General features: G+C 64.0%; 20 protein-coding genes and 1 pseudogene. 6 read left to right on the top strand and 15 right to left on the bottom strand.

Annotated elements, in window-relative coordinates; all coding sequences use genetic code 11:
* Positions 1–2 precede the first annotated feature (2 nt).
* Together secA and K0M74_RS06335 are read right to left on the bottom strand one after the other, a co-directional pair.
* Positions 3–2,738, bottom strand: a complete 2,736-nt coding sequence (gene secA / locus K0M74_RS06330; RefSeq protein WP_293969298.1) for a preprotein translocase subunit SecA — start codon at positions 2,736–2,738, stop codon at positions 3–5.
* Between the two features lie 109 nt (positions 2,739–2,847).
* On the bottom strand, positions 2,848–3,108 hold the full coding sequence (locus tag K0M74_RS06335; protein WP_293969301.1) for a hypothetical protein: 261 nt from the start codon (positions 3,106–3,108) through the stop codon (positions 2,848–2,850).
* 333 nt (positions 3,109–3,441) lie between these two features.
* Between K0M74_RS06335 and K0M74_RS06340 the strand changes: the two genes are divergently transcribed.
* A complete protein-coding gene (locus K0M74_RS06340) occupies positions 3,442–4,245 on the top strand; it encodes an SDR family oxidoreductase (protein ID WP_293969306.1) in 804 nt (267 codons plus the stop codon).
* A gap of 60 nt (positions 4,246–4,305) precedes the next feature.
* Here K0M74_RS06340 and K0M74_RS06345 read toward each other — a convergent pair whose 3' ends face one another.
* The 8 genes from K0M74_RS06345 to K0M74_RS06380 form a co-directional block, all read right to left on the bottom strand.
* Positions 4,306–5,019, bottom strand: coding sequence for a head GIN domain-containing protein (locus tag K0M74_RS06345; RefSeq protein ID WP_293969309.1), 714 nt, complete (start codon positions 5,017–5,019; stop codon positions 4,306–4,308).
* A gap of 43 nt (positions 5,020–5,062) precedes the next feature.
* Positions 5,063–5,830, bottom strand: a complete 768-nt coding sequence (locus K0M74_RS06350; RefSeq protein ID WP_293969312.1) for a head GIN domain-containing protein — start codon at positions 5,828–5,830, stop codon at positions 5,063–5,065.
* A gap of 61 nt (positions 5,831–5,891) precedes the next feature.
* Positions 5,892–6,542, bottom strand: a complete 651-nt coding sequence (locus K0M74_RS06355) for a DUF1109 domain-containing protein (protein WP_293969315.1) — start codon at positions 6,540–6,542, stop codon at positions 5,892–5,894.
* Position 6,543: 1 nt separating this feature from the next.
* Positions 6,544–7,065, bottom strand: a complete 522-nt coding sequence (locus K0M74_RS06360; protein ID WP_293969318.1) for a sigma-70 family RNA polymerase sigma factor — start codon at positions 7,063–7,065, stop codon at positions 6,544–6,546.
* The gene (locus K0M74_RS06365; RefSeq protein ID WP_293969321.1) at positions 7,062–7,520 is read right to left on the bottom strand and encodes a DoxX family protein; all 459 of its coding nucleotides are present in this window, start codon (positions 7,518–7,520) and stop codon (positions 7,062–7,064) included. Before K0M74_RS06365 ends, K0M74_RS06360 begins: the two co-directional genes overlap by 4 nt.
* On the bottom strand, positions 7,517–8,218 hold the full coding sequence (locus tag K0M74_RS06370; RefSeq protein WP_293969324.1) for a DNA-binding domain-containing protein: 702 nt from the start codon (positions 8,216–8,218) through the stop codon (positions 7,517–7,519). The genes K0M74_RS06365 and K0M74_RS06370 overlap by 4 nt, the downstream gene beginning before the upstream one ends.
* On the bottom strand, positions 8,211–9,077 hold the full coding sequence (locus K0M74_RS06375) for a DUF692 domain-containing protein (RefSeq protein ID WP_293969327.1): 867 nt from the start codon (positions 9,075–9,077) through the stop codon (positions 8,211–8,213). The genes K0M74_RS06370 and K0M74_RS06375 overlap by 8 nt, the downstream gene beginning before the upstream one ends.
* A 5-nt stretch (positions 9,078–9,082) precedes the next feature.
* Positions 9,083–9,376, bottom strand: a complete 294-nt coding sequence (locus tag K0M74_RS06380) for a DUF2282 domain-containing protein (RefSeq protein WP_293969330.1) — start codon at positions 9,374–9,376, stop codon at positions 9,083–9,085.
* A gap of 162 nt (positions 9,377–9,538) precedes the next feature.
* Between K0M74_RS06380 and K0M74_RS06385 the strand changes: the two genes are divergently transcribed.
* From K0M74_RS06385 to K0M74_RS06405, 5 genes are all read left to right on the top strand, one after another.
* On the top strand, positions 9,539–10,015 hold the full coding sequence (locus tag K0M74_RS06385) for a GreA/GreB family elongation factor (RefSeq protein WP_293969333.1): 477 nt from the start codon (positions 9,539–9,541) through the stop codon (positions 10,013–10,015).
* On the top strand, positions 10,012–10,191 hold the full coding sequence (locus tag K0M74_RS06390; protein ID WP_293969336.1) for a hypothetical protein: 180 nt from the start codon (positions 10,012–10,014) through the stop codon (positions 10,189–10,191). Before K0M74_RS06385 ends, K0M74_RS06390 begins: the two co-directional genes overlap by 4 nt.
* A gap of 6 nt (positions 10,192–10,197) precedes the next feature.
* Entirely contained in the window at positions 10,198–11,376 is a 1,179-nt protein-coding gene (locus K0M74_RS06395; RefSeq protein ID WP_293969339.1) for an NAD(P)/FAD-dependent oxidoreductase, read from the top strand.
* Between the two features lie 65 nt (positions 11,377–11,441).
* Positions 11,442–13,310, top strand: coding sequence for a DEAD/DEAH box helicase (locus K0M74_RS06400; protein ID WP_293969342.1), 1,869 nt, complete (start codon positions 11,442–11,444; stop codon positions 13,308–13,310).
* A gap of 183 nt (positions 13,311–13,493) precedes the next feature.
* Complete coding sequence (locus K0M74_RS06405; RefSeq protein ID WP_293969344.1) at positions 13,494–14,477, top strand: quinone oxidoreductase; 984 nt, start codon at positions 13,494–13,496, stop codon at positions 14,475–14,477.
* A 93-nt stretch (positions 14,478–14,570) separates the two neighbouring features.
* Here the strand turns inward: K0M74_RS06405 and fghA are convergent, their stop codons facing one another.
* From fghA to K0M74_RS06430, 5 genes and pseudogenes are all read right to left on the bottom strand, one after another.
* Positions 14,571–15,419, bottom strand: coding sequence for an S-formylglutathione hydrolase (gene fghA, locus K0M74_RS06410; protein WP_293969346.1), 849 nt, complete (start codon positions 15,417–15,419; stop codon positions 14,571–14,573).
* On the bottom strand, positions 15,416–15,919 hold the full coding sequence (locus K0M74_RS06415) for a prolyl-tRNA synthetase associated domain-containing protein (protein WP_293969355.1): 504 nt from the start codon (positions 15,917–15,919) through the stop codon (positions 15,416–15,418). The genes fghA and K0M74_RS06415 overlap by 4 nt, the downstream gene beginning before the upstream one ends.
* A gap of 16 nt (positions 15,920–15,935) precedes the next feature.
* Positions 15,936–16,313 (bottom strand): VOC family protein, encoded by a 378-nt coding sequence (locus K0M74_RS06420; RefSeq protein WP_293969349.1) that lies wholly within the window; start codon positions 16,311–16,313, stop codon positions 15,936–15,938.
* A 51-nt stretch (positions 16,314–16,364) separates the two neighbouring features.
* Positions 16,365–17,225 (bottom strand): formyltetrahydrofolate deformylase, encoded by an 861-nt coding sequence (gene purU / locus K0M74_RS06425; RefSeq protein ID WP_293969352.1) that lies wholly within the window; start codon positions 17,223–17,225, stop codon positions 16,365–16,367.
* Between the two features lie 130 nt (positions 17,226–17,355).
* Positions 17,356–17,509, bottom strand: a pseudogene (locus K0M74_RS06430) (S-(hydroxymethyl)glutathione dehydrogenase); the annotation flags it as partial.

Consider the following 17,509-nt stretch of genomic DNA (forward strand, 5'->3'; position numbering starts at 1 on the left):
AATCAAATCTGGCCGTGGCAATGCTTATACTTGCGGCCCGACCCGCAAGGACACGGCGCGTTGCGGCTGATTTCGAGCGACGCATAGGGATTTTCACCCTCGGGCATGTCGGGACGCGGGATCTGCATCGGCGGCAGCGTATTCGCGATCACGCCCAGCCCGCCGCTGTCGATGTCCGCGCTGTTATCTTCGCCGGTGAACGGGTCGATGTGGGTGGTCAGGAAATCGGGCAGGTCGGGCAGCGGCATCGCTTCCGGCTCCTCAAAGCGCAGATCGATCCGCGCCACAGTCCGCGTTACATCCTCGCGGATGTTCGACAGCATGCGTTCGAACAGCGCAAAGGCTTCCTGCTTATATTCGTTGATCGGCTGTTTTTGCGCATAGGCGCGCAGGAACACTACCTGACGCAGCGCGTCGAGCGTCGCCAGATGCTCTTTCCATTGATGATCGAGCGTCTGCAGCAGCACCGACTTTTCGATGCCCTTCCACGTATCCGCATCGACGAGCCCGGCCTTCTCAGCTGCGGTCGCGTCGGCCATCGCCTGAATGCGTTCCTCGAACATTTCGGGATCGACCGCATCTTCCTGCATCCAGTCATCAATCGGCGGATTGAGGTCGAGGATATTGGCGACCCGCTCCTTCATCTGCTCGATATCCCATTGTTCGGGATAGCTCCCCGGCGGGCAGGCGTCGGCAACGATCGCGTTGACCGTTTCGGCGCGCATCGCGACCATAACATCGTCGACCGTCTCGCTGTCGATGATGTCGCCGCGCTGTTCGTAGATCACCTTGCGCTGGTCGTTCATGACGTTGTCATATTCGACGACCTGTTTGCGGATGTCGTAGTTGCGCGCTTCGACCTTTTTCTGCGCGGTCTCGATGGCCTTAGACAGCCATTTCGACCCGATCGCTTCGCCATCCTCCAGATTCTTGTTCATCATCTTGGAAAACAACGTGTCAGGGCCAAAGATGCGCAGCAGATCGTCGTCGAGGCACAGGTAGAATTTCGACAGGCCGGGGTCGCCCTGACGCCCCGAACGGCCACGCAGCTGGTTGTCGATGCGGCGGCTTTCGTGGCGTTCGGTCGCGAGCACGAACAGCCCGCCCGCGGCTTTCACTGCTTCGCGCTCGGCGGCAACTTCGGCGGTGATGCGCGCGATACCGGCATCGCGCTCGGGGCCTTCGGGGACATCCTTCAGCTCGTCGTCGATGCGGAATTCTTCGTTGCCGCCCAATTTGATGTCGGTGCCGCGACCCGCCATGTTGGTCGCGATCGTCACCGCACCGGTGCGTCCCGCCTGCGCAACGATATGCGCCTCGCGTTCGTGGAAACGCGCGTTGAGGACGCTGTGCGCGACGCCTTCCTTCTCGAGGTAGGACGACAGCAGCTCGGATTTTTCGATCGACACGGTGCCGACCAACACCGGCTGGCCGCGCTCGTTCGCTTCGCGGATCGTCTTGGCGATCGCGCCGAACTTGTCGGTGATATTTTTGTAAAACTCATCCTCGTCGTCGATGCGCGCGATCGGGCGGTTGGTCGGGATGTTGACGACATTCATCTTGTAGATGTCGAAGAATTCGGCGGCCTCGGTCGCCGCGGTGCCGGTCATCCCGGAAAGCTTGGGATACATGCGGAAATAATTCTGGAAGGTAATCGACGCGAGGGTCTGGTTCTCGGGCTCGATCTGCACACCTTCTTTGGCCTCGACCGCCTGGTGCAGACCGTCGGACCAGCGGCGCCCGTCCATCATGCGGCCAGTGAATTCGTCGATGATGACGACCTTGCCGTCCTTGACGATATAGTCGGTGTCGATCCGGAACATCTGGATCGCCTTCAGCGCCTGATTGACGTGATGGACGACCTGGGTGTTCTCGATGTCATAAAGGTTGCTTCCCTGGAGCAGCCCGGCATTCTCGAGCAGCCGCTCGACATGCTCGGTGCCGTCTTCGGTCAGGTTGATCGATTTGGACTTTTCGTCCTTCTCATAATCATCCTCGGTCAGTTGCAGGACGACCTCATTGACGCGAATATACAGCTCGGATTTGTCGTCGGTCGGGCCGGAGATGATCAGCGGGGTGCGCGCTTCGTCGATCAGGATCGAATCGACCTCGTCGACAATCGCGAAATTGAAGGTGCGATGGACCATCTGGTGGCGGTCGAACTTCATATTGTCGCGCAGGTAATCGAACCCCAGCTCGTTGTTCGTCGCATAGGTGATGTCGCTGCCATAGGCGTCGCGGCGCTGCATTTCGTTGAGGTTCGGGACGATAATCCCGGTGGTCAGCCCCAGGAACCCATAGACCTGCCCCATCCATTCGGCGTCGCGGCGGGCGAGATAGTCGTTGACGGTGACGACATGGACGCCCTTGCCTTCGAGCGCGTTGAGATATGCCGCGAGCGTCGCGACCAACGTCTTACCTTCACCGGTTCCCATTTCGGCAATCTCGCCGCGGTGCATGACGATGCCGCCGATCATCTGGACGTCAAAATGACGCATGCCGAGCGTGCGGAGCGCGGCCTCGCGCACCGTCGCAAAAGCTTCGGGCAGGATGTCGTCGAGCGTTTCGCCGGCTTCGAGGCGGGCGCGGAACTTCGGCGTCTGCGCCTGCAGCGCCGCGTCATCATACGCCTGCATCGTGGGTTCAAAGGCGTTGATATTGTCGACGATCTTGCGGATCGAGGCGACATAACGGTCGTTGGACGAGCCGAACAGGCTCTTGGCGAGGCCAGAAAACATCGAATATTCCTTGAAATGTGAATGGAGAGGCAGCGTGCGGGCCGCAAGAATATGCAAGAAAGCCCCAAGACGGGGCGGCGCCTGACGAACAGGACGCTAAAGCAGCGCTCTACTCGAGAGCGCGGTCGCTGCCGGTGAGCAGGCCAGGAAGATGCGGCGGCGGGACTTTGCGCGGCTTGCGGCCGGTGCCGCCCCCCGAACGCCGGGTCGGCGTCGTCGCGGTCGGGCGGCGTTCACTATCGCTGACTTCGGCTTGGCCCGCGGTTTCGGCAAGCAGGACAAGCGCGCCCATCGCCGCCGGAACGGCAGGCGCGGCCACGGCCCGGTCGGCCGTCGCCAGACCGGTCAGCAATGCCAAAAGGGTCAGCAATAACCGCAAGAATCGCCCCTATAATTGCCGGAGCAAAAGATATTGCGCCCCGTTCCCTGAACATAGGGTGAAAGCGGGCCTGCGTCTAGGGGTGGGCTGCGCCGCGCCTCCGCTCGGCTGATCACCACTGTCCATCACAATATACCCTCGTCCAAATCTGAGGATTTGCATAGATTCAGCAATTCACGCGTTTGTCGCCCCTTCTTTCACCCGATTGCCCTGTGCGCCGCTCTATTAGCCAGCGGCACGCAGCCCTGCCAAACCGCGATTGCCGCTTGACGCAAACGCCCGCTTCGCAGCAAGTCTCACTGACAACAATGTAAGGAGGGACGGATGGCTCGAAAGGCGATTTTCATCACCGGCGGCGGATCCGGCATTGGCCGCGCGGTCGCGCGCCATTTCGCCGCTGAGGGCTGGTTCGTCGGGATCGCCGACGTCAACCGCGCCGGGATCGACGAAACCGCCGCGCTGCTTCCCGACGGCGCCGCGTCGCGCCATGTGATGGACGTGCGCGACCGCGACCAGTGGGCGGCAGCGCTCGATGCCTTTGCCACGGAAAGCGGCGGGCGCCTCGACGTGCTGTTCAACAACGCCGGGATCGGCACCGGCGGTCAGTTCGCCGACATGCCGCCCGCCGAGGCGGACCGACTGATCGCGATCAATTTCGGCGGCGTCGTCAACGGGATCTATATGGCGCTGGCTTTGCTCAGGGCGACGCCGGGATCGGCGATCCTCAACACCGGATCGGCATCGGGCTTTTACGGCGTCGCCGGGCTGGCCATCTATTCGGCGACCAAATTCGCGGTGCGCGGGTTGACCGAGGCGCTCGAAATCGAGTTCGCCAAATATGGAATCAAAGTGCGTTCACTGATGCCAGGCTTTATCGACACCCCGCTGCTCGATCAGGTCAGTGCCGACAGCAATGCACCGGCGCGCGAGCGCCTTTCGCAAAGCGGGTTCGAGATCGCCCCGGTCGAGCGCGTTGCAGAAGCGGCTTGGGCGGCGGTGCATGGCGACAAGGTTCATACAACAGTCGGCAAGATGGCAAAGCGGTTGTCGTGGCTCGCGCGCTGGTTCCCGGGACTGATCATGCGCCAGTCGAAGAAGATCGACGGGCTGGGAACGGCGAGACATTAATCCGCTAGCGGCCGTATGGGCCGTTATAATCCGTTCGCGGAAACCCGACAGCGGACCGAACTAACGCTTAGGCGCCCCGCATTGCACCGACCCGGCGCCAACATTGCGTACCGTACACACCGGCTTGCCGAGCACGACAGTCTTGCCCAACCCGCGCGCTGTCACCCTGGCGGTTTTCACCGCGCGCAGGACATGGTCACCTGCGCCTTCGCCGTCGAACGTCAACATGTCGACCGCCAGCGCCCCGGCATCAAACATCCCGGCGCCCGACAGCGTCATTTGCGCTTGTTTCGCAGTACCGCCCAGCGTCATCGTGCCATTGCCGATCATCGTCACCGACAATCGGTCGGTTGCGATCGTTCCAACCGACAGCGTCCCGGGGCCGCGCAGCCCAACGGTAATGCGGGCTCCCTTCATCCGGTCGATCCGCAGCGATCCCGCGCCGCTCATCGTCGCAGATCGCAGGTTCGCGGCATTGATCCGGATCGTCACCGCGCCGTGCGGCGCCCGCCGTTCCGCATCGCCCGCAAACTGGCGCTGGCCGATGACTAGCCGCCCGTCGCGTGCATCGATGGTCAGCCGGTCGAGCGCGTCCTGCTGCCCCGTCGCCATCGCGCCGACTGGCGCGCGGGTCGTTACCTCCACGATATAATCGGCGTTGACCTCGATTGCCTCGAAACTTGTCAGCCCAAAGCGTTTTTCGGCCGCCGCAGCAGGAGCGATAGCTAGCAGGACGACGGTCGCCAGTGCGGCGCTTCGGAGGGCAAGGGTCATGGTGCCGCCTTACCCGGTCCGGGCAGGCGGCACCAGCGCCGCCTTACTTGCAGCTGACCGATCCTGAACCGAGTTGGCGCGACGAACATTTGGCGCCGCCACCCAGCGTGACATCGCCCGACCCCAGGATGTTGACGTCAGCGGTGCCGGTCGCGTGCGCTTCGACATTGCCCGATCCGGTGATCGACACCTCGAGCGTCTGGGCGACAAGCCCATCGGCGTCGATGTCGCCAGATCCGGTCACGCTATATTCACCCGCGTCGACTGTGCCGCCGCCAATTTCGATGTCGCCGGACCCCGATACGCTGATGTCGGCGCTCTTGCCGGTCAGCTTCGCGATCTTGAGGTCGCCCGATCCCGTAATCGCTGCCTCGACCGCATCGCCATCGACGCTGTCAGCGTCGATCGATCCCGACCCGGTCAGCTGTACCCCGTTGAGGCGCGGCATGGTGATGGTAATTTCGACGTCATCGTCGTCGCGGCTCGAAAAGCTGAAACTTTCCCGCTTGCGTCCGATCGATAGCGTCGGACCGTCGACCTCAATCTCCAGCCGGTCGAGCACCGCCTCCGACCCCTTGGCACTGATCGAAAAGGCCTCGCCCTGGCGGATGGTGACATCGTCCGGGCCGGCGACCTTGACCTCGGTGAACCCGGTCAGCGAATAGCTTTTCGTCGCGACCGGACCCGCGTCGGCGGATCGGGTCGTCTCACTCTTGCGCGGCTGGTCGCCGTCCGCGCGGCCGGCACCGCTGCATGCGGTGACCGTCATCACCAAAGCCACCGGCAGTACCGCCATCGTCCAGTTACGCATCGCCAATCTCCTTTGTGTGTTACATGTATAATACACAAAGGAGATGTTTTGTCCAGCGCCGCTACCAGCGCAGCAAAGGCGCCAGCAGTACGCGGCCGGCGACACCCGACAGCGCGACCGCCAGACCGTGCCAGAGCGCGATATGAATCATGTCGTTCGACGCGCAGTGCAGTGCGACGATCGTTGCGCCCGCAGCGCCCGCCGCGATACCGATCACCCAGCCCGCGCGCGTCGGCGACGTCGGCGCCCCGCCCTTAAGCCAGGCGAATAGCGCCGCGCCCACGCCCAGCCCCGCGAACGCACCCTGTGCGAGACAGCGCAGACCATTTGCGGGGAGCGCCGCGTCCATCGTAGCGTGACCGTCGCTCAACGCCATCACCAGGGCCGAAAAAGGCAGCGCGAGCGTTGCCAGCCCGGCCCAGCGCCACCCGCTATAATCGCGGCCGACGCCGGGCAATCCCATGCGCAACGCGCTCCACGCCGCGGCAAAACCCAATGCGACGATCAGCCAGAAGGCAAGCAGCGGCAGCGGCGGCATCATCGCCCCATCCGCCAGGTCGTGCCGCGGCCCGGCGAGCCACAACAACGCCGCGGCGCCGACGAGCCAGCCACCCGCCACCCACAGCGATCCGCGCACGAGGCGACGCGGTTGCACGGGTTCAAGCTCGCCCGCCAGATCCTCGATCAGATTGTCGATCGATCCATTCGTCATTTCATTCGCTTTCAATTAACTGCGCCAGCTTCTTCAGCCCGCGATGAATATTCACCTTCACCAGCGACTCGCTCTGTCCGCAAATCTGCGAGGCTTCGGCGATCGAGGCGCCCTCGATCTTGACCAACGTGATTGCCTGCGCCTGTCCCGGGGGAAGCAGGGTGAGCATGCGGTCGAGGCTGAGGCGCGCGTGGACGATCTCATCCTCAGCCCCGACCGCCGCGTCGCCCTCGCCCAGTTCGACCTCGTCGCGCTGGCGGCGCAACAGGTCGATCCAGCGATAGCGCGCGATCGCCGCCAGCCAAGGCAGGAACGGCCGGCTGTTGTCCCAGGTCGCAAGCTTGCGGTGCATCGACACCAGCGTCTCCTGCACCAGATCGTCGATCTGATGCGGCGCGATGCGGCGCGCAAAATAGCGCGCCAGCCATTTACCGCAATCGCCGAGCAAGGCGCGATAGGCCGCGCGGTCGCCGCGCTGCGACGCCGCCATCAACCGCGCCAGCGAGGGTTCGTCGATGCTCATCTGCGCCGCAGCGTAGCAGCAACGGTATCGAGCGCGAACAGTCCGCCGCCGCGCACGATCAACATCGCCGCCATCGCCGCCCACAACAAATGCACCGGCCACCATGCGTCGGGGAATACGAAGATCTGAATCACCAGCGTCATCACCAGCAGCCCGCCCGCCGACAATCGCGTTGCGAGGCCGAACAGCAACAACAGCGGAAAGACATGCTCGGCATAGGTTGTCAGTGGTACCGCAATTGCCGGGTCCAGTGGCAAGCCCGAAAATTCCGACGCGAACAGATCATATTGAATCGGGTCAATCTGCAAGAAACTGTCTTCGACGACCTTCGTGCGCCCCGAGCGCCAGAATATCCCGCCGAGCGCAACGCGCAGGAGGAGCAACGCGATCGATTCACCGACGCGGCCCGACACCAGCGCGACACCGCGATCGTAAAAGGCAAAAACGCCGTTCATTTATCAACCCTTTCGAAAGCCCCGGCGGCGATCAGCGCCGCAATGGCCGCTCCGCCTTCGGGATGTTCTTCGGCAAGATGTGCGATAAGGTTACCCAGCGGCGTCATTTCGTCCGCCATTTCTATGGCCGCGGCGTCGGCAGGCCCGACCGCGTGCAGCTGCACCATGGCCTCGGGCCGCACCACCATCAACGCGCCGACATCGGTCTTAAATGCAGGATCGACCAGCGGCGCAGCGGCATGGGCCAGCGTCACGACGCGGGTCGCCGGATGGCGCCGGACGCGAAACGCCAGCAGCACCGCTTCGTCCAACTGCACCAGGTCGGTCAGGGTGAGAGCCACCGCGTCGGGTGCATGATAGCTTTCGAGCCACGCCCATTCGACGCGCGCGAGGTCAGCGGCGCCCTGATCGACGAGCCAGCCGGAAAAACTCTCCCCGATCAGCGCTAGTGACCGGCCCTGCGCGCCGCCGCCTTCGATGAAGGCGCGCGACAGTCGGTTGAACTCGCCTTCGCCCAAATAGTCGCGGGTGCGCGGAAATGTGTCTTCGAGCGCGACAAGCCGCGCGTGCGAAATGGTGTTGGCATGGACGCGCAGGCCGCGCAGCACCGCGGCGCGGTCGCCAGCGAACAATCCGGTTGGCAGGTGGTCGGGACCGCGGAGCAGCGTCGCGGCGATCGCCGCCTGCCCGTCAAACATCGACTAGCTCGCGCGCCAGTAGCGCGTCGGCCTTGGCCACCTCGGCCATCAGCACCGCAAAATCGGGAACATCGCTGTCCCATTCGACCAGCACCGGTTTCGGCCCGGCGCGGCGCAGAAAGGTCTCGAGCAAATCCCAGCAACTGTTGCTCACCGCCGACCCATGGTCGTCGATTGCGATTGTGCCGCCCAGATCGTCGGCCTTGCAGCTGTGCCCCGCGACATGTACCTCGCCGACCAGCGCCGGATCGAACCTGTCGAGCCATGGCGCCGGATCAAGTCCAAGGTTGAACGCCGACACCTCGACATTGTTGATGTCGAGCAGCAGGCCGCAACCGGCGCCGCGGCATAGTTGGTGGAGGAAATCGACCTCTTCCCAATCGTCGCCAGCGTAAGCGAGGTAGCGCGAGGGATTTTCGATCAGCATCGACCGCCCCAAGCGGTCCTGCACGCGTCCGACTTCACGCACGAAATGGTCCAGCGCGGCATCGCTATAAGGAATGGGCAGCAGGTCAGGAAATTTGTCGTCCGGCCCGTTGCTCCAGCTGAGGTGATCCGAAACCATCGCCGGTTCATAACGGTCGCACAACGTCGCCAGCGATTCCAGGTCGCCAGTATCCGCACCGGCTGCCGAACCCAGCGACAATCCGACCGAATGAAAGCTCAGCGGCACATGTTCCGCAATCGCGGTCAGCCAGCGATGCGGAGGCCCGCCTGAGCCGAAGTAATTTTGGGGATGAACTTCGGCCCAGGCGGGCAGGGCACCCCGCTCCGCCGCCGCCAGCACGTCGGCATAATGTTCGGACTTCAGCCCGAAACCGGCGCGCTGCGGCAAGTCACGGAGCGGGCGGGGGGGCACTTGGCTCAGCTCTTTTTGGCGACCGGCTTGGCGTTGCCCTTATGCGCGGCCAGCGTGCCGCCTATCTTTTCGCAGCTGCCCTTGGTCACATATTTCCAGGCGTTGCCCTGATAATCGACGGTCGAGGTACCGGCGCAGCTCGTGCCCGGACCGGCGGCGCAATCATTCTTGCCCTTCAGCGATACGCCATAGCAGCGCTCCTTGGCACCGTCGGCGGCAACGGCGGGTACGGCGACCGCACCAGCGGCCATGGCGAGAACCGCCGAGGCGGCGAGCGACAGTTTCAGACTATTTGACATATTGGATACTCCCTTTGAAACGGACGATGCAGGGGATGGCATCGACAGGAGTTTCGGCGGCGCGCACCCAAAGGTTACGCTTCACCTGGTTGGTCGCGCCATTTTGTCGCCACCTTCGGCGCGCAGGGGCGGCTTTTGCGATTTCGACTGGAAAGCCAGACCATGAGCGTAGCGTTTCGCCGCGAGGGCGACGACGAACATAAAGAACCCGAGTTCGAGCTGCCCATCGCGGTCGGCCCGAATCTGGTGACGCCGCGAGGGCTGCGACTGCTCGTCGAAGCGGTTGCGCAAATTGAAGCCGAGATCGCGGCGACCGGCGACAAAGAGGCATGCAAGAAATTGCAGCGCCGCCTGCGCTACTTCCATACCCGCCAATCGACCGCCCAGGTGCAGGCGCCCCCTGACGATGGCAGCATCGGTATCGGCAGCCGCGTGACCTATTGCCTTAACAAGGCCGAAAAAACGATCACCATCGTCGGCGGTGACGAGGCTGACCCGGTGCTCGGGTGCGTCGCCTTTTCAGCGCCGCTCGCCCGCGCACTCATGGGCGCCGAGGCGGGAGAGAGCGTCGAATATCAGGGCCGCGACGATGCGATCGCGATCCTCGCGGTCGAAACCGACCCGGAGACGCAGGCATGAAAGACAAGTTCGAACGCCACAAACAGCCGTGGACGCCAACCGAGATCGACAAACTGCATACGCTCGCCAAAAAAGGCATGCCGCTGAAGTCGATCGCCAAAGCGCTGACCCGCAGCGAGGAATCGGTGAAGGCGCGCGCCAAGGCCGACAGCCTGCCAATCGCGAAGCTGCACTGAGGCACCATGTCCACAACCGAATTTGATGCCATCGTGCTGGGTGCCGGCGCGGCCGGGTTGATGTGCGCCGCGGTTGCGGGTCAACGCGGGCGGCGTGTGCTGTTGCTCGACCACGCCGACCAGGTGGGGAAAAAGATCCTGATCTCGGGCGGCGGGCGGTGCAATTTCACCAATGTGAACACCGCGCCCGACCGCTTTATCTCGGCGAACCCGCATTTCGCCAAATCGGCGCTCGCCCGCTACACCCCCGCCGATTTCATCGCGCTCGTCGATCGCTATGGCATCGCGTATCACGAAAAGACGCTGGGCCAGCTGTTCTGCGACGGGTCGGCGAAACAGATCGTCGCGATACTGTTGGAGGAGGCAGCCAATGGCGGGGTCGACGTCCGCACCGGCCAGCCGGTGCGTGATGTCACGCACGCCGACGCTAAGTTCACCGTCCGCTTCGGCGACGCCAGCTTTTCCGCGCCCGCTCTCGTCATCGCCACCGGCGGCCCGTCGATCCCGCAGATGGGCGCGACCGGCTTCGCCTATGACCTCGCGCGCCAGTTCGGTCTCAAGGTCGTCGAGCCGCGCCCCGCGCTCGTCCCGCTCACGCTTGGCGGCGACGATGTGCTGTTCCGAGAATTGTCGGGCATTGCAGCGCCGGTCGAGGCGCGCGCGGGCAAGACGGCGTTTCGCGAAGCGGCACTCTTCACGCATCGTGGGCTCTCGGGTCCGGCGATTCTGCAAGCCAGCAGCTATTGGCGTCACGGAGAGCCCGTCACGATCGATTTCCTGCCCGACGCGCCAAAAGACTGGCTGCTCGAAGCCAAGCGCAGCCGTCCGCGCACCACCCTGCGCGCCGCGCTGGGCGCGATGCTCCCCGATCGCCTCGCCGAAACGCTCGCCGAACGCCTTGCCCTCCCCGGCGAACTCGCCGCGCAAACCGACCGCAAACTTGCTGATGCCGAATCGCGTCTCGCGCGCTGGGATTTCTGCCCCAATGGCACCGAAGGCTTCGCCAAAGCGGAGGTTACCGTGGGCGGAATTTCGACCGCCAGCCTGTCGTCGCAAACAATGGTGGCCAAAACCGTTCCAAACCTCTATGCGGTCGGCGAGGCCGTAGATGTCACAGGGTGGTTAGGCGGCTATAATTTTCAATGGGCCTGGGCAAGCGGACACGCTGCCGGACAGGTGATTTAAGCCCATTGAGCCCCTTCTATCGGCCCGTCACCGCACCGGTGACCGCCTATGTTATTGAGATAATAATGACTTTCGAAAATATTTCCCCCGTCCTTTCGGACGCTCTGACCGCGCGCGGCTATGAAGCGCTCACCCCTGTTCAATCGCAAGTCAGCGAAGATCAGGCCAAGGGCCGCGACCTGCTCGTTTCCGCCCAGACCGGGTCGGGCAAGACCGTCGCGTTCGGCCTCGCGATGGGTGACGAGCTGCTCGAAGATGGCCGTATGCCCTACGCGACCTCGCCGCTCGCGCTGATCATCGCTCCGACCCGCGAACTCGCGCTGCAGGTCAGCCGTGAGCTCAGCTGGCTCTATGCCAAGGCTGGCGCGCGCATTGCGACCTGCGTCGGCGGCATGGACGCCAGCAAGGAACGCCGCGCGCTTGGTCAGGGCGTGCAGATCGTCGTCGGCACCCCCGGGCGCCTGCGCGATCACCTCGAACGCGGCGCGCTCGACCTCTCGGCGCTGCGGGTCGCGGTACTCGACGAAGCCGACGAAATGCTCGACATGGGCTTTCGCGACGATCTTGAGGAAATACTCGACGGTACCCCCGCCACCCGCCGCACGCTCTTGTTCTCGGCGACGATCCCCAACCCGATCGTGCAACTCGCCAAGCGTTACCAGACGAACGCGCTGCGCATTTCAACCGTTGGCCAGGACCGCGGCCATGGCGATATTGCCTATCAAGCCGTCACCGTCGCCCCCGCCGACATCGAAGGCGCGGTCGTCAACCTGCTCCGTTTGCATGACGCCGAAACGGCGATGCTGTTCTGCGCGACGCGCGACAATGTCCGCCGCCTACACGCGAGCCTGGTCGAGCGCGGTTTCGCCGCGGTCGCGCTGTCGGGCGAGCATAGCCAGAACGAGCGCAACGCCGCGCTGCAGGCGCTCCGCGATCGCCGCGCCAAAGTCTGCGTCGCGACCGACGTCGCCGCGCGCGGTATCGATCTGCCAACGCTCAGCCTGGTCGTCCACGTTGAAATCCCCCGCGATGCTGAAGCATTACAGCATCGTTCGGGCCGCACCGGTCGCGCGGGCAAAAAGGGTACCGCGGTCATCATCGTCCCCTATCCGCGCCGCCGCCGCGTTGACGGCATGCTGCGCGGCGCCCGGATCGAGGCCGAATGGATGGACGCTCCGACCGCCGCCGACGTGCGCAAGCGTGATCAGGAACGGTTGATGGAGAAATTGCTGACCCCCGTCGAGCATGAGCCCGAAGATATCGAATTGGCGCAGCGCTTGATGGCCGAACGCACCCCCGAGGACATCGCCGCTTCGCTCGTCCAGGCGCACCGCGCGCTGATGCCGCCGCCAGAGGATCTGATCGACAACGGCCCGCGCGGCCGCGACACCGCCGGTCGGCCCGAACGCGGCGAACGCTTCGAGCGTCCGGAACGCGGCGCCGGTGGCGATCAGCGCGAAGGGTTCGAGGACAGCGTCTGGTTCCGCCTCAACATCGGCCGTCACCAGAATGCCGATCCGCGCTGGATCCTGCCCCTGCTCTGCCGCCGCGGCCATGTCAGCAAGAACGAGATCGGCGCGATCCGCATCGGTCCCAAGGAAACGATGTTCAACATCCCGCGCGCCATTGCCGATCGTTTTGCCGAGGCGGTGATCCGCAGCGCCAACGAAGATGGCGAAGACGACAGCGGCGTCGCGATCACCCCCGCACCCGACGGCCCGACCTATCCGCCGCGCCGCGATAAAGGCGGACATGGGGGCGGCCATAGCGGCCCGCGCGACGGCGCCCCGCGCAGCACGCTGGGCCGCGCGCCCGGCGGCGATCGCAGCTATGGCGATCGTCCGCGTGGTCCCGGTGGCCCCGGCGGCAAGCCCACCGATCGTTACAAGCCCAAACCCTTCGGCCAGCGCAGCCCGCGCCGTCCTTCGAAGTAAACTCGGCCTCTTTCGTCATTACGGCCCCGGCGAAAGCAGGAGGTAGCAATCCAGAGCCGTCTTGCACCATTCTGGATTGCCGCGTCGTCGTCGGCTCCTCGCAATGACGCGCGAAGTGATCGCACCACCCTTGCGTCCTGCCGCTCGGCCCACCAGATGGATCGGACAGCAGGAGAGCGGCGCATGCAAGCCATCGAAGCCATTATCGAAAGCCAGGGCGGACCTGAGGTCATCGACTGGCACGAGGTAGCGCTTGGCGAACCCGGCCCCGGCCAGGTGTTGCTGCGCCAAACCGCGGTCGGGCTCAACTATCTCGATACCTATCACCGCGACGGTACCTATCCCGTCCCACTGCCCAGCGGCCTTGGTGTCGAATCCGCCGGAGAAGTGATCGCCGTCGGCGACGGCGTCCACGGCTTCCAGCCCGGCGATCGCGCCGCGACCTTCGGCCCCGAGCGCACGGCCTATGCCAGCGCGAGGTTGGTTAGCGCAGCGTCGCTGTTCAAGCTGCCCCCCACTATCGACGACGAAACCGCCGCGGCCGCGCTCCTGAAAGCGTGCACAGTGGAAATGCTGATCGAACGATGCGCCAAGGTCGAGGCAGGCTGGCCGGTGCTGGTCCACGCCGCCGCGGGCGGGGTCGGACTGATCCTCGTCCAGTGGCTGAAGGCGATCGGCGCGACCGTCATCGGTACTGTCAGCACCGAGGCAAAAGCGCACGCCGCGCGCGAGGCCGGCGCCGATCACGTTTTGATGTACAAAAGCGACGACGTCGCCGCGCATGTCCGCGAAATCACCGACGGCCAGGGCGTGCCCGTGACCTTCGACGGCATCGGCATGGCGACATGGGACGTATCGCTTAAGGCGACCGCGCGGCGCGGCTTGATTGTCAGCTATGGCAATGCCGGTGGGCCGGTGACCGGGGTGAACCTGGGCGTGCTCGCGCGGCATGGCTCGCAATTCGTCACCCGCCCCACCCTGTTCGACTATTATCTCCATGCAGGCGAACGCGCCGCGGGCGCGGCGCGCGTGTTCGAGATGATCGAGAGCGGCGCGGTGAAGATTACCGTCGGGCAGCGTTACTCGTTGCAGGATGCGGCAAGGGCGCATGCCGATTTGCAAGCGGGGCGCACGACAGGCTCGACGCTGCTGATACCAGAGCATTGATAACGTTGCCCCCGCGACGGCGGGGCCGTTGTCGGCCTTACCTTTCGTCGCTGAGTAAACTTCCAGCGGTCCCCGCCTTCGCGGGGGCGACGATCACGCCTTCAACCGCTCCGCATGCCACCCAACATGCTCGGCCAGAAAGGTCGAGATGAAATAATAGCTATGGTCATACCCCGGCTGCATCCGGATCTCGGCCTTCTGCCCCGTCCGCTCACACGCTTCGACCAGCAAATGCGTCTTGAGCTGATCGGTCAGGAAATTATCGGCGTCGCCCTGATCGACGAGTAAATCGGCCACGCGCGCGCCGTTCGCGATCAACGCGCAGGCGTCATAAACGCCCCATGCCGCGCGATCCTCGCCGAGATAGTTCGATAACGCCTTCTCACCCCAAGGGCATTGCAGCGGCGCGACGATCGGTGAGAAGGCCGATACGGAGCGAAACCGATCGGGCGTACGCAGCGCCACCGTTAGCGCGCCGTGCCCGCCCATAGAATGGCCGGTAATCCCCTGTCGCGTCATGTCGGCGGCAGCGAATTCGCGCAGGATCAGCGAGGGCAGTTCGTCCTCGATGTAGGACCGCATCCGGTAGTTCTTCGCCCAGGGTTCTTCGGTCGCATCGACATAAAAGCCCGCGCCCAGCCCGAAATCCCAGGCTCCCTCGGGATCATCGGGAACACCCTCACCGCGCGGCGATGTATCGGGCGCGATAAAGATCACGCCTTGTTCGGTGCAGGCGGCGCGATATTCGCCCTTTTCCATCACATTGGCATGGGTGCAGGTCAGCCCCGACAGATACCAGAGCACCGGCAGCTTCGCGCCTTCCTCGTGGTCGGGAATGAAGACCGCAAAGGTCATCTCGGTGCCGGTGGTCGCGCTGGCGTGCTTGTACACGCCTTGCGTACCGCCATGGCTGCGAACGGTGGAGAGGGTTTCGATGGTCATGGATTATCCTGCACGGGAATGGTGGCGACCATAGGATCATGCCCCCAATGGCGCAGCAGGTCCAGTATCGCACCGCCTGCCAGCGCAAGCGTCGCGGTGTTGCGCAGCGGGTGGACGTTGACCGGATCGGCGTCGGCCAGCGGAGCGTCGAGCACCACGGTGATACTCCCCGGCGCCGCATTGATCGCCGCGAGTGGGGTCACCGAACCCGGTGCAATACCGAGCAGGCGCTCCATATCTGCCGCTTTGCCGAAACTAACATGTTTGCACCCGATCGCGACGGGCAACCGCTTCAAATCGACCCGCGCATCGGACGGCACGGTGACCAGCCAATACGCCCCGCCCTTGTCCTTCAGGAACAGATTCTTGGTATGGGCGCCCGGCATCGCGGCGTGCACCGCATCGCTCTCCGCCACGGTGAACACCGCGTCATGGTCATGTTCGGCGAAGGGGATACCGAGCGCACACATGTCCGCTCGCAATCCCGCTTCGCCGCGCATCATTCTTATCGTCCGCTTACAGGCGCTTCAGCGCACACAGCTTGTTGCCGTCGGGATCGCGCAGGTAGGCGAGGTAAAGCTGGCCAAAGCCGCCTTCGCGAACGCCCGGCGGGTCTTCGATGCTGGTGCCGCCCGCGGCGACGCCGGCATCGTGCCAGGCCTTGGCCTGCGCTTCGTCGGCCATCGCAAACCCGATGGTGCAGCCATTGCCCGCGGTCGCCGGTTCGCCGTTGATCGGCGGCGTCACCAGGAACAAGCCGTCATTGTGCATATAGATCAGGCGGCCCTTGTCGTCCTGGATCCCCGGCTTGCCGCCGATCGCCTGGAAGGTCGCGTCATAAAATGCCTTGGCTTTCGCCACGTCGTTCGTGCCGACCATATTGTGACTGTACATCGCTCTCTCCTATTTTCGTTGCGAATCGATACCGATCTTGTGCCAGCCTTGTCAGCGGAAGACCACCGTCTTGCGTCCGTCGATCAACACCCGCTGTTCGGCGACCCAGCGCACCGCTTTCGCCAGCACCTGCGCCTCGACATCGCGGCCGATGCGGATCAGATCCTCGACAGAATCGCGGTGATCGACGCGCTCGACGGCCTGCTCGATAATCGGGCCTTCGTCGAGGTCGCTGGTCACGAAATGCGCCGTCGCGCCGATCAGCTTGACCCCGCGCTCCTGCGCCCGGTGATAGGGTTTGGCGCCCTTGAACCCAGGCAGGAAACTATGGTGGATATTGATGCAGCGCCCCGCCAGTTTCCCCGACATGTCCTGCGACAGCACTTGCATATAGCGCGCGAGCACCAGATAGTCGGCGCCGCTGCGCGCCATCAGGTCGAGGATGCGTTCTTCCTGCTCGGCGCGATTGGCGTCGCTGACCGGGAAATGGTGGAACGGCACGCCATGCCATTCGCTTAGCCGCCGCTGATGCTCGTGGTTCGACACGACCGCGACGATATCGATCGCGAGGTTACCGGTCGACCAGCGGTGGAGCAGGTCATTGAGGCAATGGCTGCCCTGCGACACCGCGATGACGAAGCGCGGCTTTGCGGCGCTGTCGCTGATCCGCGCGTCCATCGCAAAACGGTCGACGATCGGCGCGAACGCCGCCTGCACGCCCGCAAGCCCCTCAGGAAAGCTCGGCCCCGCGCCGCGGAAAGCAACGCGCATGAAGAAACGCCCCGAATCGAGGTCGGCATATTGCTGGCTGTCGAGAATGAAGCCGTCGCGCTCGGCGAGCAAGCCGGTAACGGCGGCGACAATGCCGACCGCATCGACGCAGCTGAAGGTCAGGACATAGGGTCCGGTCAATTCGATGCTCCCAAATTCACGTCCATACGAGCGAAGCGAAGCAATTCAGGGCGGTTTACGCGGCTCTGGATTGCCGCGTCGCCTTCGGCTCCTCGCAATGACGAACCTTGGCTCCAAACGAAACTGCTTTTTAGTATACTACCACGCTTCGGATGCTCTCCCCCGCATGCATCAGCTCGAACCCCTTGTTGATGTCCTCCAGCCCCATGACATGGGTGATCATCGGGTCGATCTCGATCTTGCCGGTCATGTACATATCGACGATCTTCGGCACATCGGTGCGC

It is taken from the genome of Sphingopyxis sp. (assembly GCF_019459305.1).
Taxonomy (GTDB): Bacteria; Pseudomonadota; Alphaproteobacteria; order Sphingomonadales; family Sphingomonadaceae; genus Sphingopyxis.

What these genes read in the sequence shown, in the direction of transcription:
- K0M74_RS06350 (WP_293969312.1), bottom strand. Translation starts at nt 5,830, where the DNA reads ATGCGTAACTGGACGATGGCGGTACTGCCGGTGGCTTTGGTGATGACG.
- K0M74_RS06340 (WP_293969306.1), top strand. Translation starts at nt 3,442, where the DNA reads ATGGCTCGAAAGGCGATTTTCATCACCGGCGGCGGATCCGGCATTGGC.
- K0M74_RS06390 (WP_293969336.1), top strand. Translation starts at nt 10,012, where the DNA reads ATGAAAGACAAGTTCGAACGCCACAAACAGCCGTGGACGCCAACCGAG.
- K0M74_RS06415 (WP_293969355.1), bottom strand. Translation starts at nt 15,919, where the DNA reads ATGCGCGGCGAAGCGGGATTGCGAGCGGACATGTGTGCGCTCGGTATC.
- K0M74_RS06395 (WP_293969339.1), top strand. Translation starts at nt 10,198, where the DNA reads ATGTCCACAACCGAATTTGATGCCATCGTGCTGGGTGCCGGCGCGGCC.
- secA (WP_293969298.1), bottom strand. Translation starts at nt 2,738, where the DNA reads ATGTTTTCTGGCCTCGCCAAGAGCCTGTTCGGCTCGTCCAACGACCGT.
- K0M74_RS06355 (WP_293969315.1), bottom strand. Translation starts at nt 6,542, where the DNA reads ATGACGAATGGATCGATCGACAATCTGATCGAGGATCTGGCGGGCGAG.
- K0M74_RS06420 (WP_293969349.1), bottom strand. Translation starts at nt 16,313, where the DNA reads ATGTACAGTCACAATATGGTCGGCACGAACGACGTGGCGAAAGCCAAG.
- K0M74_RS06345 (WP_293969309.1), bottom strand. Translation starts at nt 5,019, where the DNA reads ATGACCCTTGCCCTCCGAAGCGCCGCACTGGCGACCGTCGTCCTGCTA.
- K0M74_RS06360 (WP_293969318.1), bottom strand. Translation starts at nt 7,065, where the DNA reads ATGAGCATCGACGAACCCTCGCTGGCGCGGTTGATGGCGGCGTCGCAG.
- K0M74_RS06405 (WP_293969344.1), top strand. Translation starts at nt 13,494, where the DNA reads ATGCAAGCCATCGAAGCCATTATCGAAAGCCAGGGCGGACCTGAGGTC.
- K0M74_RS06365 (WP_293969321.1), bottom strand. Translation starts at nt 7,520, where the DNA reads ATGAACGGCGTTTTTGCCTTTTACGATCGCGGTGTCGCGCTGGTGTCG.
- K0M74_RS06380 (WP_293969330.1), bottom strand. Translation starts at nt 9,376, where the DNA reads ATGTCAAATAGTCTGAAACTGTCGCTCGCCGCCTCGGCGGTTCTCGCC.
- fghA (WP_293969346.1), bottom strand. Translation starts at nt 15,419, where the DNA reads ATGACCATCGAAACCCTCTCCACCGTTCGCAGCCATGGCGGTACGCAA.
- K0M74_RS06370 (WP_293969324.1), bottom strand. Translation starts at nt 8,218, where the DNA reads ATGTTTGACGGGCAGGCGGCGATCGCCGCGACGCTGCTCCGCGGTCCC.
- K0M74_RS06400 (WP_293969342.1), top strand. Translation starts at nt 11,442, where the DNA reads ATGACTTTCGAAAATATTTCCCCCGTCCTTTCGGACGCTCTGACCGCG.
- K0M74_RS06385 (WP_293969333.1), top strand. Translation starts at nt 9,539, where the DNA reads ATGAGCGTAGCGTTTCGCCGCGAGGGCGACGACGAACATAAAGAACCC.